Genomic DNA, 16,414 nt, shown 5'->3' with positions numbered 1-16,414 from the left:
CAAAGGTAAGTCACTCAGCACGCTTGTCCATTCAAGTGTCAACTCGGTGAATAATCAACCAATTCAACACCATCAATTAGAAAGATCGCGCTAAATTCATGGAATCGTTATGACGAAGAGAAAAATTCTCATTACCAGTGCATTACCATACGCAAATGGCCCAACACATTTAGGCCACTTACTGGAATATATTCAAACCGATATTTGGGCTCGCTTCCAAAAACTACAAGGCCATGAAGCCTATTATGTATGTGCAGACGATGCTCACGGCACGCCAATCATGCTTAATGCACAGAAGCAAGGTATCACACCTGAAGAAATGGTGAAGCAGGTGAGCATCGAACGTCAGCGTGACTTTGCCGACTTCCATATCGAGTTTGATAATTATCACAGCACACACAGTGACGAAAACCGTGAACTAAGCGAGCTAATCTACACTCGTTTAGACGAAAAAGGTTATATCAAAAAGCGCACGATTTCACAGCTATTCGACCCAGAGAAAAGCATTTTCTTACCCGATCGCTTTGTTACTGGCACTTGCCCAACTTGTAAGTCTGAAGATCAAAATGGCGACAGCTGTGATGCCTGTGGCGCAACCTACAGCCCAACAGAATTGATTGAGCCAAAATCGGTGATGTCTGGTGCGACACCCATCTTGAAAGATTCAGAACATTACTTCTTTGACTTACCTGCATTCGAAGACATGCTAAAAACATGGCTGCGCTCAGGTAGTTTGCAATCAGAAATGGCAAACAAGCTCGACGAATGGTTTGCAGACGGCTTGCAGCAGTGGGATATCAGCCGCGATGCCCCTTATTTTGGTTTTGAAATCCCTGGTGCGCCTGGCAAGTATTTCTATGTTTGGTTAGATGCGCCAATCGGTTACATGGCGAGCTTTAAAAATCTTTGCGAAAAACAAGGTCTAAACTTTGACGAGTTTTGGGGTGAAGGCTCCGACGCTGAGCTTTACCACTTTATTGGTAAAGACATCATCTACTTCCACAGCCTGTTTTGGCCTGCAATGCTAGATGGCGCCGACTTCCGTAAACCAAATAACGTATTCGCTCACGGCTTTGTCACCGTGAATGGCGCAAAGATGTCTAAGTCAAAAGGCACTTTTGTAAAGGCTCGTACCTATCTTGAGCATTTAGATCCTGAGTATCTAAGATATTACTACGCAGCTAAACTAAACAGCGGCGTCACGGATTTAGATCTTAACCTAGAAGATTTTGCGGCACGCGTAAACTCAGACTTAGTGGGCAAAGTGGTAAACATCGCGAGTCGCTGCGCAGGCTTTATTACTAAGAAATTTGACGGCAAGCTAAGCGGCTCTGTCATGGACGAAGCGCTACTAAATAGCTTTGTTGCTGCAAAGAATTCAATCGCGACACACTTTGAAAACCGCGAGTACAGCCGCGCAGTGCGTGAGATCATGACACTTGCTGACAAAGCAAACCAGTTTATTGATGCCGAAGCGCCTTGGGTGCTAGCTAAGAATGAAGAGACGCTTGAGCGTGCACATCAAGTGTGCTCTATGGGTCTTAATCTATTCCGCGTATTACTGACTTATTTAAAGCCAATCCTTCCAGGTATGGCGAAAAATGTAGAAGCTTTCTTGAACACTGAGCTAAGTTGGGAAAGCGTTGACAACGCCCTTGTTGATCATGAAATCAATAAGTTTAAGGCACTGATGCAGCGTGTTGAACTTGATAAAGTGAATGCGATGATCGAGTCGTCTAAAGAAAGTCTTGAAAAGAAAGTGGGTGGTCAATCTGTAGCAGCAGCTCCGAATAGCCCACTTGCCAAAGAGCCAATCGCTGCGGAAATCGAATTCGATGATTTTGCCAAAGTTGATCTGCGTGTCGCAAAAATTGCCAACGCAGAGCATGTTGAAGGTGCAGATAAACTTCTTAAACTTACGCTTGATTTAGGTGGTGAAACGCGCCAGGTGTTTGCTGGCATTAAGTCTGCTTATTCACCTGAAGATCTTATCGGCAAGTTAACAGTAATGGTTGCAAACCTAAAACCTCGCAAGATGCGTTTTGGTATGTCAGAAGGCATGGTGTTGGCTGCAGGCCCTGGTGGTAAAGAAATTTACATCTTAAATCCAGACGAGGGCTCACAGCCTGGCATGCGAGTGATGTAATCACCCTATTACTTGTATACAAATAAAGGCAGGCTTCTATTTAGAAGCCTGCCTTTATTTTTGCTCAGATCAAACCTTCGCGCCAAATTTCATTATCGAAAATTAACCAAGCCGCGACCAGATACAAACAGCCGCCGTAAAACCGATTCAACCATTTATTATAATTTGGGTCATTCGACACTCGCGCCAACAAATCACCAGCTTTAATCCACACCAAATGCACCGAAATGTTGAGTATCGCAAGCCATAACACCAGAATTAAATTGCCCAACACGCCGAAGGTATCATTTGCTTGCCCACTAAAAAGCGTAAACATAATAAAGACTAATACCCATCCTTTGCTATTCAATATTTGCAGCAACGCCCCATCTATAAAACCTAGTTTTTTGTTATCATTTGCTGAAATGTTCTTGGTCGCGGCAAAAAACTTCGTTGCCAGATAAATAAGGTATATTGCACCTATCAATTGCGTAATATTCAAAGCCATGGGGTGAGACTCAACGACTTTGCCAAGACCATACCCCACCAGCAGCGACTTTAGAATATACACAATGTCAACTCCGGCCAAGAGTCCTAGTGATCGCCTCACTCCGACATTGGCACCTGATGCGGCAAATACGATATTTGCAGGTCCTGGACTAAAAACTAACGGGAACATGGCACTAAACCAAATGATAAACAAACTCATGGTTGAAACTTCTCCTTTGTGAAAGCACACAAAGTACAGAAATCGCAAGGCATGTTCTTGTACAAAATTGAAATAAGCCAAAGGCCTAGATATCAGCACCTGTAATTAGATGGTGATACCCCATATGCCCGCTTAAAGTTGCGACTAAAATGGCTTTGATCATAAAAGCCACAGGTTAGTGCCGTGTCTACACACGTCATGCCCTTAGCAAGCAGCAGCTTGGCTTTTTGGATTTTAATTTGCAGGAGGAATTGGTGTGGAGTCAGGCCAAATGCAGAATTAAAGCCTTTAATTAATTGAAACTGAGTGCTGTCCGTTAAACACTCTAACTCATCGAGTGAAATATTTTCTTGCCAGTTATCAAAAAGGTAATCTCTTGCACGAAACACGCTGTGAGTATCAATAAAAGCAGTGTTTTCAGGGTTTGTCACTGAGCCATACTGAGTAAACACCTTTTCTAAAGTCATCAGCAACAACGACTCTTTTGTCAGTGTGAAACTGGCTTGCTCCATGGCTTGATGAAGCTGCAATAAACCTAAAAATAGACGATTATCATCAATGATGGTGCGATTAACAATGGGCTCTAAGTGCACACTCATATTGTCAAAAAGTCGCTGTAGAAATGCGAGATCAAAATAAAACATTCGATAGCGCCACCCACTTGGCACACCAGGGAATCCGGTGTGCACTTCAGAAGGGTTGATAGCAACAACGTGATGTTTAGGCACAATTAACTTTTGCCCGCCATAGAGAATACCTTCAGCACCTTCTTCTATCACGCCAATGGCCAACTCATCATGCCAATGTTTAGCAAACTCAAACTTAGTATATTGTGCTGATAAAAGCTCGACACCCTCAACAGACTTGTCTTTCCAGATTTTAGACTTTTCCACGTGTAACTCTACTACATTGGTTTACCTTGTTTGGTCACCCTTGACTACTCTACTTCTCACTCGCGATAACTTTTCCAGCCAATCCCAGCAGCAATACGCCCGAGACACCTTCAAGAGCACGAGAGTACCGCTTAGCATTAGGACGATTGAATAGCCAGCTTCCGGCTACCGCGTAGATCAAGTTACAAAGTGTCGCCAAGGCACTAAACAACATGCCGAGCATTAAAATTTGCAGCGAGGTGGACTGTGCTGAAAGGTCAACAAATTGTGGTAAAAAAGATAGGAAAAACAGCGCCACTTTAGGGTTTAAAACACTCACTAATACCCCCTGCATAAAGACGTTGCCTGCTGCAACCTCGGTTTGCTTTACCTGCAGTTGGCTATCGCCACGCCACATTGATAATAACGACTGAACACCCAAATAAACTAGGTAAATAGCGCCGAGCCACTTCACCACACTAAACGCAAAAGCTGAGCTCAAAATAATCGCCGATAACCCTACACAGGCAGCGATAGTATGAATGAAATAACCGGTGCCTAAACCCAGCGCAGCCTTTAGCCCTGCTGACATTTTGCCTTTCATTGTGTTGGACACAATATAGATCACATCGGGACCAGGGATGAGGTTAATCGCGAGACACGCTACCGCAAACACGGCGAGAGATTGCAAGTCCATCAAAATTTTCCTTTTAAAACAACACTTCACTGTAAGCTATCAGTACCTACATATTTACACAACTAATCTAATCGCTTTTTAAAGCGCATCGTCGCAATCATAAAGCCAATCACACTAAAGGCGACCAAACAGAGTAAATCAAAATACAAATCGCTAAAGTGCGCGCCTCGAAGAACTACAGCTCGGATCGACCTTACATAATGTGTGGCAGGTAAGATCTCTGCAAGGTATTGCGCCGCTCTTGGCATCGCGGCAAATGGGAACATAAACCCTGATAGCAATATTGCAGGCAGTAACACAAAGACCGTCATTTGCATTGCTTGCAATTGGTTTTTGGCTTTAGTGGAGATCAGCAGTCCCAAGGTAAGGCTCGCGGTGATAAACAACAACGTCACGATAAGTAGACTTGGCATATCAAAATTGAGCGGTACATCAAATAGCCAATGTCCTAAAAATAGTATTATCGCCATTTGAATAAAGCCAACAAGAATGTAAGGTAGAATTTTACCTAACATTAGTTCGGTTGGCCGAACCGGTGTGGTGATAAGAAATTCCATATTACCCTGCTCACGCTCTCTAACCAGCGCTGAGGAGGTAAATAGGATCATCGTCATCGTTAATATAATAGCAATCAAACCGGGAATAATATTAACTGACGAACGTTTCTCTGGGTTAAAGTAATTTTGCAGCGCAAAAGCTGGATCTGGCAGTGCAGGCATAGGTAACCTTTTGATGCTAGTTGGCAACTTGCTGAGCCCTGCCACGGCACCACTTAATAACGGATCGGAGCCGTCAATCAACCACTGCGCAACGCGATTCTGCGCTGTACTATTACCCACCTTATAGCCACTTAGTTGATAATCACGATTTAGCTGTCGACGCACAAAATCAGCAGGAATAACCAACACGGTATTCACCTTTCCTCTAGTAATGGCCTGCTCAGCCGCTGCAATTGAATCGTAATAGCCAATAAAGTCAACAACTTGAGTGTTGGCTGCGGTTTGGATCAACTGTCTGGATTGATAAGTCTGACTAAAATCTACAATACCTGCGGAAACATGTCTTACATCAGTATTAATTGCATAACCAAATAGCAACAGCTGCGCCAATGGCAACATCACAATCATCGCAAAGGTAATACGGTCGCGTGCCAGCTGCATAAACTCTTTACTGACGATGGCATTTAACCTACGCAAGCTCAGCATAGCCCCTCCCAGTGCTCGTTACAAACACATCCTCGAGGTTAGCGCGAGTGAAATCCACTTCGTAACCACCTCCAGATTCAGCTCGCAATAATGCCAAAGGTTGTGATTCTTTTTTGTTTATCAACACCCTAAGGCGAGCTCCTATTTGGGAGACGGAAATCACACTGGGTAATGAAGCTAGACGTGTTTTTAACTCCGCGACGTCGTCACCCACAACTTCGCACACAGAAACCTTTAACTGTTCCATCAGTGCGATCGGACTATCATCCGCACGCTTTACGCCTTGCTCTAAGATAGCAAGGCGGTGACAACGCTCAGCTTCGTCCATATAGTGGGTAGACACTAAAATGGTCGTGCCCTGTGCACTTAAACTAAATAACTGCTCCCAAAATGCGCGTCGATTTTCGGGGTCAACCGCTGACGTCGGTTCATCTAAAAAGAGCAACTCTGGTTCATGAATAACTGCGGCAGCAAGTGCAAGTCGCTGTTTTTGTCCACCACTCAACGCACCGGACTGCACCGATTTTTTATCTTCTAATTGGTATTCCTGTAGCAGCTCAGCCACTCTATGCTTAACATCATTGCGTGATAAACCATAAATTTTCGCCACAAACTCGAGATTCTCCAGCACACTTAGCGACTCATATAGGGAGAATTTTTGCGTCATGTAGCCTAATCGATTACGCAAGCTTTCACCATGTGCCTGGACATCCTTTCCCATAATACTGACATGACCTGTAGTTGGCGTTAACAGTCCAGTCAACATCCGGATTGTGGTTGATTTTCCACAGCCATTTGGCCCTAGAAAACCGTAGATTTCCCCCTGTTTTACGGTAAGATCTAGGTCAGAAACTGCCCAATAGTTGTTAAACTGCTTACCCAAACCTTCACTTTGGATCACGATTTCCTTAGTCATTTTGCAGATTCACCCATACCGGCGTGCCTGAAGGGACAGTCACTTTATCAGTGAGCACCACTTCCACCACATACATCAAACGTGCTCTTTCCTCTTGTGAAAGTGCAAAATAAGGCGTGAAGCTCGCGCTTTGGCTAATGTAGCTGACGGTGCCTTGTAGACTTTTATCACTGCCATCGAAATGCACGTTTAGCACACTTCCCAAAGAGACTTTAGCAAGCTGGGTTTGCGGTAGATAAAGCCGAGCGAATGTTTTGTCGTCAGCAGCCAGCAAAATAATCGGTGCACCTTTAATGGGACGCTCACCAACAAGCCAAGGTAAATCTTCGACAATGCCGGAAGTGGGTGCTTTAAGGGTAAGCTCAGCGAGCTGTTTGTTGGCAATAATTAGCTGTGTTTGTGCTTCTGCAATTGCGATTTTTGCTTGCTCAATTGTCTCCTCTCTCGTACCATTTTCAAGCTCTTTCAGACGTTCTTGGGCCTCTTGCAAAATACCAAGTGTCGACTCAACATTGGCAGAGGCGGTATCCACCCTATCTTGAGAGGTCAACTTGTCTTTGATTAACTGCCTCTGTCGAACAAGTTGCCGCTGAGCTTCTTCCCAAGCGGCTTGTGCTGCATGCACCCTTGCTTTGGCTTGTTTGACTTGCTCAACTCGGGTGCCTGAGAGTAACAATCGATATTGCGCTTGCAAGCGCGAGATTTGCTGTTCAATGGCATTAACCTGTTGTTGCTGCACCACGTCATCGATTTTCGCCAGTGGCTGTCCTTTTACCACTTTATCGCCGCGCTCTACCAGCAACTCAACTAATAACTCTCCGGTTGGGCTGCTGATCTGCACCTGAGGTCGTTCGATAATGCCGAAGATTTTACGCTCGGGTTTAGAGCAACCAACCAAAAGCGTCAGTAACACAAAACTAATGATGTAAAACGGTGTTTTCATGATGTTTTCCGTTCAATATGCTGGGATAGAAACACGTTAAAAATAGCTTGCTGATGTTTGCCAAGGGTGCGCCACAGCTCAGTATCCGAGTTTTCGATACCAAGTAGCGGCTGCATCACAGGTGGCACCAAAAAAGGAAACGCCGACAAGCCAAGGCAGGTTAAAAGTAACCATTCAGCTCGAATGGGCTCTACAGGCGAAAGCGTTTGAAAGGTCGAGTTTAAGGTACTGACACCGTTCTCTACATGCTCAAAGAAAATCTTTTTTATGATTTCATGCTCTTTAGAGTGTGTATCATGTAGTGCCATAAAAATGATCTTAGGTAGCGTTGGGGATTGGCTCATCACCTGAAAGTAGCGCTCTATAAACTGAGTTAAAATGAGCGGTGAGAGTTCGCGTAACTGTGATTTTTTCATCCCTTCAAGCAAGCTCAGTAGAGGTGCTGCAACTTCGCGAAAGACCGCTTCAAACAGCCCCGCTTTATCGCCGAAGTAGTACTTAATCAAAGCAATGTTAACCTCTGCAAGGTCCGCAATTGCTCTGGTCGTGACTCGATTATATCCGCGGTTAATAAACAAACATTTACCAGCGGTGATGAGCTTTTCTCTCGGGGTAACAGCGGCTTCCGTTAGCTTATTTGTCATGTTTCAGCTCCATTAATCACTTGATTAATATACTAGGACAAATGCGCAAGCTTCACGACAGCTTTCGTTAATCAAAAAAGAGGAAATGATTAATCACTAATCTACATCAAGCTTTCATTGGTTATCTGACCTTTTCGTGGACAGGCACACAAATTGAGTAACTTATGACGTGATTACAAGTCCATTATCGTGGATAGTCACTTAATAGTTGATATTCAAATAGCGAAGTAAACACAGCAAAAAGCCGAATTTCATCGGCTTTTGAAATGCTAAAAATTGCTTCACTTAGCCAGAGAGTTTTGGCGATAACTCTGCTCTCGTGCCCTTCTATCACGCTGGTACCTAGCTCCTGTAGGCAAGGCGCATTTACACACCAATAGCTGGCTATTGGACGTGAATTCAACGCAGTTAGCGCTAAAACTGGTTGCTAGAAAGGCATTAATTATCTGAAGTTCAGATTAACTTAGTGCAGTTTCATTTTTGGCCGTACCACTCTTAGCACCTTTTCGCTTATCCATAGTGCAAAGGTTTTTGCGATACCATGAATTGCGCGCTGATGCATTCTATACAGTGAGATATACATAAAGCGCGCTAGTGTACCTTCAATAAAAAAGCTATTGCTGGTTAGATTCCCCATTAAACTACCTACGGTGCTATAACGAGATAAATTTACTAGGGAACCGTGATCGCTATAGGTAAACTTATTTAAAGGTTGATTTTTTAGCGTTGCGATAAGGTTTTTCTCTACACATTGCGCCATTTGATGCGCAGACTGAGCGCGCGGTGGCACTTGAGTGCCATCTTCTTGAGTAAACGCACAGCAATCACCGATGACATAAATATGTTCATCTACACTGCTTTGTAAGTATTGATTTACCTTAATTTGATTATTGCGAGTAAGTTCGAACAGCCCAATCTCTCTAATAAAGTCGGGTGCTTTTACCCCCGCAGCCCACACCTTGATGTCGGCCTTTAGCTGTTCCCCTTCTTTAGTGATAAAACTATCTTCCGTTGCTTGTTTTACTTGAGTACCTTCTCGCACCGTGACACCTAGCTTCACAAGCTCCCGCTTAGCTGAATTGGCAATACGCTCAGGTAGTGCTGGTAATATTCGAGGACCGGCTTCAATTAAATCGATACGAAGGCGTTTGGCGGTCATTTTACTCAGCCCATACATCTTCAACATGTCAGACACATGATATAGCTCTGCAGAAAGCTCAACGCCTGTGGCACCGCCACCAACAATGCCAATGGTTAACGAGTGCTTCAGGTCATCGTCTTGGTGTAAGCGTGTAAAGTTGTCGAGCAGTGCATGCTGAAATCGCTCAGCTTGCTGATTTGAATCGAGAAAGAAGCAATGATCCTTTACTCCTGGCGTATTAAAATCATTGCTAATACTACCAATGGCAAGCACTAAATAATCATAGCTGACTTGGCGCTCAGGGAGAATACGATGACCGAGTTCGTCTTTTAATTCGCTCAACGTGATGATGTTATTAGTTGGGTCTACACGGCTAAAACTGCCGAGTTGAAACTGATAATAATGCTTTGCTGCATGGGCAGAATAAACCACTCCATCTAAGTCAGCATCAATAGACCCAGTCGCGACTTCATGAAGCAACGGCTTCCAAATATGGCTGCGATTTTTATCAATTAATAAGATTTCTGCTTGGCGTTTTTTTCCGAGTTTATGTCCTAACTGTGTTGCCAGTTCTAAACCACCAGCACCACCGCCGACTATCACGATTTTAGGAAGTTGCGTATTCATCATGTTGCCCTTCAAAGTATAATACTTAAGTACTCTTAGGGTCTTAAAAAAGCACTTAGGTATTTCAAATCCATCATGAAATACCTTGTCTGGCAACACCTTTCATTGTGCGCCTTTTTAGCGCGTTTGTCAGGGGATAACGCCAAAATTGATCGACAATTTTCCCAACTCTCTGTACCAACAAATGCGGTTCGTATAACGGCTAAGGTCACCCCCCAGCCGGTCAATTTTACATTCAGTTCTAGATAATTGTTGTACTAACCTTTAAGGTTGAATGCACTTTCTAATATAGAGACTAGACTGAATGTAAGCATACTCTGAGCCGAGAATAATATCTCTGCACTTCACGGGTTATGTGTCTTTTTGTATCAGCTATTTAAAGGAGATAAACATGGCATTTCCAACTGCAGTAAATAGTCAAGTTACCGATTCAGTGTCTCAAACAAACGCTAAAGTGCTTGGAGACTCACCTGCATTAGCAACAAGTAAGCTCATGCTTGCCGTGAGCCAAGCATTGTCAAACGCTGCATATAACGCTATCAATGCGCAACAAAATAACAATGTCACTGCTCAAGCGGCTTTGACACAGGGAGTGAATACCCTAATGAATGTGGATACTGCAGCATCAATGGTTGTTATGAAAATTTACAGATAGTAACAAACACGCCCTATTCCCCGAGTCAATGTAAGGTAAAACTATGGGCAATGCAGGAAAGCTTCCTTATAACCTCTAAGGCAGCCTAGCAAGCAAAAGTGAGGCTAAAAAAGAATTCCAACCAGCTTCTCATAACGTCTACGCAGAACTTAGAACAAGTTCTGCGCTAGTCTCTAGATTATTGCTTTTCTATTTGGCCATCTTTCATCACAAAGATGACGTTTTCCATCACACTAATGTCTTTTAGTGGGTTGCCTTTAACCGCAATAATATCAGCAAGTTTCCCCACCTCAAGTGAGCCTAATTGTGTATTTTGCTTCAGTAACGTCGCCGAGTTAATAGTGGCAGATTGTAAGGCTTGTAGCTCAGTCATGCCAAATTTCACCATGCGACTAAACTGCTTACCATTGTCACCGTGAGGATAAACGCCAGCATCAGAGCCAAACACCATATTCACGCCTGCTTTTACCGCTTTTGTAAAACTAGCACGCTGAGTTGCACCGACCTTACGTTCTTTATCCAAACTTTCAGGCAAAATACCTGCCTTTTCGCCCTCGCCAAGGATATATTCCGTATTGTAGATGTCCATAGAAAAGTACGTGCCTTTATCTTTGGCTAGCTGAATGGCTTCATCATCAACAAAACTTACATGCTCTACTGAATTCACACCTGCTTTAATTGCAGACTTGATACCATCAGTACCGTGCGCGTGGGCAGCAACCGTTAAACCGCGTAAATGCGCTTCGGTCACAATCGCCGTCATTTCCTCTTGAGAATATTGCTGAGCCCCCACTTTAGTACCTTTGGATAGTACGCCACCCGTTGCACAGAACTTGATTAAGTTAGCGCCATATTTAATATTTTCACGTACTTTTTGCCTTACTGCCCAAGGTCCATCAGCCACCCCTTCTGAAAAGACCTTATGCTCATGAGTTAGGAGGTTGTTGTCACAATGGCCGCCAGTGATCCCAAGTGAAGGGCCTGCTGCGTTTACACGTGGGCCTGATACATCACCATCAATAATGGCATCTCGCAGCGCGATGTCAGCATAGCCGGCAGCACCGAGGTTACGAACAGACGTAAAGCCCGCATCAAGTGTGCGCTTGGCGTTTCTAACGCCAGTAATTGCCGCACGAGGTGCAGTGCGTTGCAACCTTTTGTAGCCATGAACATGTGCGTCTGAAGTTAGGTGGACATGCATATCAAATAGACCGGGTAATAATGTGTGGCCACTTAGGTCTATCACCTCTGCATCTTTTGGATAGGCTTTACGATTTGATTTCCCGACTGAGATAATTTTATTGTCTTCAACGACCACAGTTGCAGGTGAGATAAGCTTGCCTGACACCACATCAATCGCAGAGTCAGCATTTAAAACATACGTTTGCGCGTACACACTGCTGGAAACAAAGAGCGCCGTGCTTATCCATATTCTCTTATTCATGTTACTTCCTCATTTTTTACTTGAGTGTAGAAAGAATATGGCCTGCAAACAAACCGATCGCGACCAACAACTGTTCCCATTTCAATAAAGCTATGTTTTTCTATCTATTATCACTTTATGAAACCAGAATAATGCAATGGCGGTTATAAGTGCGATAGCTGCAAATAGTCCCCACATTAACTTTGGTGCCGACATTTCTTGCACCAACACTTTATAGCTCCAACCTGATAAAAATCCAGCAAACAAAAATCCCAGCGCCATAGAAACAAAGTAGTATCCCATATACAGTGCAGTTTGAGATTGAGGCGCGATACTCGCAACATATTCTTGGCTTTTAGGAGAGGCAAGCATTTCACCAAGCGCGATAAGCAGTATGAAAGTGACAATGAGCTGACCGCTGAGCCAATCGCTATCGCTAAGTAATGCGATAAACGCAACCGTCATCACCACTAAGCCAGTGACTAACACATAAAATGGTCTAAATCGCTGACAGAGAAAGCTCACCAAAATTTGTGCGACCACAATCGCTGCAAAGTCTAAATTAATGAGATACTCAGGATTGATTTGACGATATTGTACGAGTTGTTCAGCAAGGGCTTGCGCTTGATGCTGAGAAAGTGCCTGGCCATTATCGTGAAGCGCATTTAGCGTTTGCAGTATCAACTGTATTTTCTCATGGGGGACATTCACTTTAAGATGAACCCATTCCAGCCTAATGGTTTCTATGGATACCGCACCGCTTTCCTTAAGCTCGTTGAACAGCACAAAAATGGCAGCAGTTAACTTATCAATATCAACGTGCGCTAAAAACGCGACACCGGAATCACCAAACAACGTCAATATATCGCGGGTATCTGCATAATCACGAATATACACAGGTAAGGTGTAAAAAAGCTGATTATAAACAGTCCAAAACCCTGCAAGGATTAACAAATATAACGCAAATGGCAGGTTACTTACCTTCATCGGTTGTTGCCACCAAGCTTTATTCGGCGCTCGATTTATTAGGATTCGGTCCCACACCCAGTTGGCCGCAAACCATATTGTAATCCAAGTAAACGCATGACTGTAGGCAGTAAAACCAACCCCTGCTGACATCAATAGCGCCAGTGCGACAAACAGCGTAAGTGCTAAACGTGTATTACCCAGCACCGACTGTGCGGTTTTTAATACTTGAGTAAAAGATTGCTTGGTTTTAGGTAATGTTTGCGGGTCTTTGTAAAATAACATCAAGGGAATAAAGTTTATGGCAATCCAAACTGCCGACATCATAAATACCGCATCCCAGCTAATGGCGCGCATATATCCCGCAACCAATGGACCTAAAAATCCACCAATATTCACCATGGTATAAAAGATCCCAAATCCAAGGCCACGATTACCATCGTTTGTACTGTGGCTTACGGTGCCAACGACCACAGGTTTAAAGCAAGCAGCGCCCAGCGCAACAAAGCTCAGCGCAGCAAAAAACGGCCAAAAACTCTGTGCCTGTCCCAATAAATAATAGCTTGGCGTCATGATCAAAAATGCAAAAAAGAACATCCTTTTATACCCGACACGATCTCCTAGCGCACCAGTTACAACAGGCAAAAGATATAAAAAGAAGGGAATAATCCCCTGTACGGCGCCACGCTCTATATCAGTAAAGCCAATACCGCCTTGCGACTTTGGTGTTGTCATATAAATTGATGACACGGCGAAGAAGCCATACCAAGCGAGCCGTTCAAATATTTCCATGATATTCGCAATGTAAAAAGTTCGACCAAACCCAGACGGCGACGTTGAGCGATTTGCCTCATTGAGATCTGGTTCACACCACTGCTGCTGATTTTGCATAATGACAATACCTGTTATCTTTGTTATTTTATATTGCATACAATATACACAAATAATAACGAGAGAAAAGTATCATGTCTTTATTTTATCTATTCCATACCTTTTATTGGCGAATACCCTCTATCCAAAAGCCGCGGCTAGGATTTGCTCCTCTAATTGCAATACTTGCTTTACTCTGCGGATGTAAAACTACGCGAAGCGATATTGCCGCTATTCCTAGCCCCGCTGATATGCGCTCTGAAATAAGCGTTAATGGCCGAGTTAGTACCTTGAAACACATCGATATCCAACATATTGGTAAACAAATTCCGCTCACTTATAGCGATGGAAAAATAGCTAACTCGAGGGGATATGACTGGTGGGTGAGTAAACATTTCGCGTTAAAAAGTGACTTTCCTGAGGACAAAGTAAAACTCTATTTAGAATTACTAGAAATGTCTTACCCTCACTATGTTGAATTGTTTGGTATGGCGCCTGCAGCGATTGATAAAAAGAGAATTGCTGTCGTTTATGGCAGTTCACGCCAACGTACAAAAGAAGCCATGCTGGACGACGGTTTTTTGCGCGGCGTACATAAAACGGCTGGTGGCGAAACCATGTTTTATAACCGCGCAGGGTACAACTTTCCGAGTCATCGCCAGCATCACCAGCGCTACATCGTGATCCATGAAACCATGCATGCGTTTCATATGGCTCTGAACGGTCACTCAACTTGGGCACCTAATTGGATCACTGAGGGGATGGCAGATGCCATTGCAAGCCACGTATATGATCCAAATAAAAAGCAGTTAACTGTGATGGTTTTCGACCGTGCTCCAATGAATTATCTGCACTTAGGTTTACAGCAGTATCACCAAAATGGACAGCCATCTTTCGAAGCAATCAATGATGACCCATCACTCAAACGCGGACTCAACTTTTTTATCGTGCATTTTTTATTGAGCGATCCTGAGCGATATCAATATTTTAAACGCTTTATCGGCAAATTAATGGACGTAAACCCTCACTCTGAAAACACCTTGCCAACTGCCAATGCACTCTTAAAACAGACCTTCCCCAATTGGCTCCAGCTTGAACAGCAGTTTGCAGCATTTGTGCGCTCTGCCACGCCAAGTTTTTATATTGTCGATGGGCCTTGGGAGCAAAACGGTGCCACATATTGGCTCAGAAATACCGAAAGCAAAGCACTTAATCGTCTCGACATTCATCCACACTTTTCTTCCACACATGCCGTGATGGATTTTCCCGCACCAGATAAAACACCTCTAATCAACTCACTTGATGAGAATAATGTTGCGGCACTAATTGACTTCGAGCCGGAGCAGATTAAACGTGGTGAAATTGGCGTTGCGTTAGTCGCTGATTTAACAAGTCAAAGCTTAGATGCGCGTCTTGGACGCGCTAAAGTTGAAGAAGTTGATTTTAGTAAAGATAACTTGCTGCAATTTACCCTTCAAGAAGGAGTAAAGTTAACGGTCTCAAGCAATCAAGCATTGTTCCCCGCAAAGTCTATCGCACTGCTGCCGCAATTACGCATGGATATCAAGCAGTATCATCAACTTGCGCTCACGCTTTCAAAGCAGGACGATGTGCTAGTTATTAAAATGAAAACACAACACCATGAGCAACTGGCTAGATTACAATTGAACCAAATCGACATTTCAGCGCTCAGCTTGCAAAAAATCAGTCTTCTTGGCCGAAATAATAATCATAGAATAGCACCCTACTTTGCCGCGCATGATTACTTGATCACGAATGAACAAACCGCTAATCCCTGGCACTTTAAAGGTGCATCATTACTTCGCAGAGCCTTTAACACCTGTGTGAAATATAGCGCTCAGTTAAATGACTATATGACCCCACTTCGCGAAATATTTAGCAAACAGAAATCAAGGACAGTCACTGAAACTGAGAATAAAATCCTCAATCACTTGATGCAAAGTTGGCAATCAACACTTGGCGACGATGCGCTATTTACGCTAAGTGGTATCAACACCCAAAGCTATTTTTCTGATGGAATGCACTATCTTTACGTCAACAACCCCAGTAAGCATGCTGTTGCGCTAAGTTACGGTAACTACAAAAAAATTCTAGCTTCAGGTGAACATCGTGTTCTATTGCCAAAACATACTTTTCAGAACTTAGTGATTAGTTGGAACGGACTAACACAACAAAAGCCTCTTCTAACGTCAGAGAAACCTTTTGATGGGGTAAAAATGGAAGTCACTGTTCGTGACAATATTACCATCACGCTAACCGGTCCCTATTCAGGTGCATCGAGTGGTATATTACGCGTCGATTTTACTCCATTTCAATCATTTCAAAATGAAGGTTCACTTTGGCAGCAGCCTGTTACTTTCTTACCTTATCAAACACAAGTAATTGAAGTAGATAAGTTACAAGGATTGAAAAATGGATTACTTGAGATCACGGGTGAGTTTGACGTTGATGGTGAACCGATTAGGCTGGTTAAAATAATCAATTTGTAGAAACAATTAATTGGAAGTCTGAAAAGCCAAATAAAGTAGGGCTGTTAGTGTTAGGTCTTATCCATTGTCCTCACACTAACAGCTATAAAGATCTGATTTATGCGAACATAA

The 16,414-nt window shown here is 43.5% G+C and carries 13 protein-coding genes; 3 read left to right on the top strand and 10 right to left on the bottom strand.

Going from position 1 to position 16,414, the window contains the following annotated elements:
* Positions 1-109 precede the first annotated feature (109 nt).
* Positions 110-2,146 carry a methionine--tRNA ligase gene (gene metG, locus B1L02_RS07250; protein ID WP_088530494.1) on the top strand — a complete coding sequence of 679 codons (2,037 nt, stop codon included), beginning with the start codon at positions 110-112 and terminating at the stop codon, positions 2,144-2,146.
* 64 nt (positions 2,147-2,210) lie between these two features.
* Here metG and B1L02_RS07245 read toward each other — a convergent pair whose 3' ends face one another.
* The 8 genes from B1L02_RS07245 to B1L02_RS07210 all read right to left on the bottom strand — a co-directional run bounded on the left by B1L02_RS07245 (position 2,211) and on the right by B1L02_RS07210 (position 9,879).
* Complete coding sequence (locus tag B1L02_RS07245) at positions 2,211-2,834, bottom strand: LysE family translocator (protein ID WP_088530493.1); 624 nt, start codon at positions 2,832-2,834, stop codon at positions 2,211-2,213.
* Positions 2,835-2,926: 92 nt separating this feature from the next.
* Positions 2,927-3,727, bottom strand: coding sequence for an AraC family transcriptional regulator (locus tag B1L02_RS07240; protein ID WP_088530492.1), 801 nt, complete (start codon positions 3,725-3,727; stop codon positions 2,927-2,929).
* Between the two features lie 49 nt (positions 3,728-3,776).
* Positions 3,777-4,403 carry a LysE family translocator gene (locus tag B1L02_RS07235; RefSeq protein ID WP_088530491.1) on the bottom strand — a complete coding sequence of 209 codons (627 nt, stop codon included), beginning with the start codon at positions 4,401-4,403 and terminating at the stop codon, positions 3,777-3,779.
* 62 nt (positions 4,404-4,465) lie between these two features.
* A complete protein-coding gene (locus tag B1L02_RS07230; protein WP_088530490.1) occupies positions 4,466-5,608 on the bottom strand; it encodes an ABC transporter permease in 1,143 nt (380 codons plus the stop codon).
* Entirely contained in the window at positions 5,592-6,524 is a 933-nt protein-coding gene (locus B1L02_RS07225) for an ABC transporter ATP-binding protein (RefSeq protein ID WP_088530489.1), read from the bottom strand. Before B1L02_RS07225 ends, B1L02_RS07230 begins: the two co-directional genes overlap by 17 nt.
* Positions 6,517-7,467: an HlyD family secretion protein gene (locus B1L02_RS07220; protein WP_088530488.1), complete on the bottom strand. Its 951-nt coding sequence runs from the start codon at positions 7,465-7,467 to the stop codon at positions 6,517-6,519. The genes B1L02_RS07225 and B1L02_RS07220 overlap by 8 nt, the downstream gene beginning before the upstream one ends.
* Positions 7,464-8,111 carry a TetR/AcrR family transcriptional regulator gene (locus tag B1L02_RS07215; RefSeq protein ID WP_088530487.1) on the bottom strand — a complete coding sequence of 216 codons (648 nt, stop codon included), beginning with the start codon at positions 8,109-8,111 and terminating at the stop codon, positions 7,464-7,466. Before B1L02_RS07215 ends, B1L02_RS07220 begins: the two co-directional genes overlap by 4 nt.
* 463 nt (positions 8,112-8,574) lie before the next feature.
* The gene (locus B1L02_RS07210) at positions 8,575-9,879 is read right to left on the bottom strand and encodes an NAD(P)/FAD-dependent oxidoreductase (RefSeq protein ID WP_088530486.1); all 1,305 of its coding nucleotides are present in this window, start codon (positions 9,877-9,879) and stop codon (positions 8,575-8,577) included.
* Between the two features lie 391 nt (positions 9,880-10,270).
* Between B1L02_RS07210 and B1L02_RS07205 the strand changes: the two genes are divergently transcribed.
* Entirely contained in the window at positions 10,271-10,534 is a 264-nt protein-coding gene (locus B1L02_RS07205; protein WP_039495664.1) for a RebB family R body protein, read from the top strand.
* Positions 10,535-10,712: 178 nt separating this feature from the next.
* On the opposite strand, the gene B1L02_RS07200 is transcribed toward B1L02_RS07205, so the two are convergent.
* Both B1L02_RS07200 and B1L02_RS07195 read right to left on the bottom strand, forming a co-directional pair.
* A complete protein-coding gene (locus B1L02_RS07200; protein WP_088530485.1) occupies positions 10,713-11,978 on the bottom strand; it encodes a metal-dependent hydrolase family protein in 1,266 nt (421 codons plus the stop codon).
* A 90-nt stretch (positions 11,979-12,068) separates the two neighbouring features.
* Positions 12,069-13,814, bottom strand: coding sequence for an MFS transporter (locus B1L02_RS07195; RefSeq protein ID WP_088530484.1), 1,746 nt, complete (start codon positions 13,812-13,814; stop codon positions 12,069-12,071).
* Between the two features lie 74 nt (positions 13,815-13,888).
* Here B1L02_RS07195 and B1L02_RS07190 point away from each other — a divergent pair, with 74 nt between their 5' ends.
* Positions 13,889-16,303, top strand: a complete 2,415-nt coding sequence (locus tag B1L02_RS07190) for a hypothetical protein (protein WP_088530483.1) — start codon at positions 13,889-13,891, stop codon at positions 16,301-16,303.
* The last annotated feature ends 111 nt before the right edge of the window (positions 16,304-16,414 follow it).

It is taken from the genome of Pseudoalteromonas piscicida, from assembly GCF_002208135.1.
Lineage (GTDB): Bacteria > Pseudomonadota > Gammaproteobacteria > Enterobacterales > Alteromonadaceae > Pseudoalteromonas > Pseudoalteromonas piscicida_A.
This window is presented reverse-complemented; position numbering and strand designations above follow the sequence as displayed.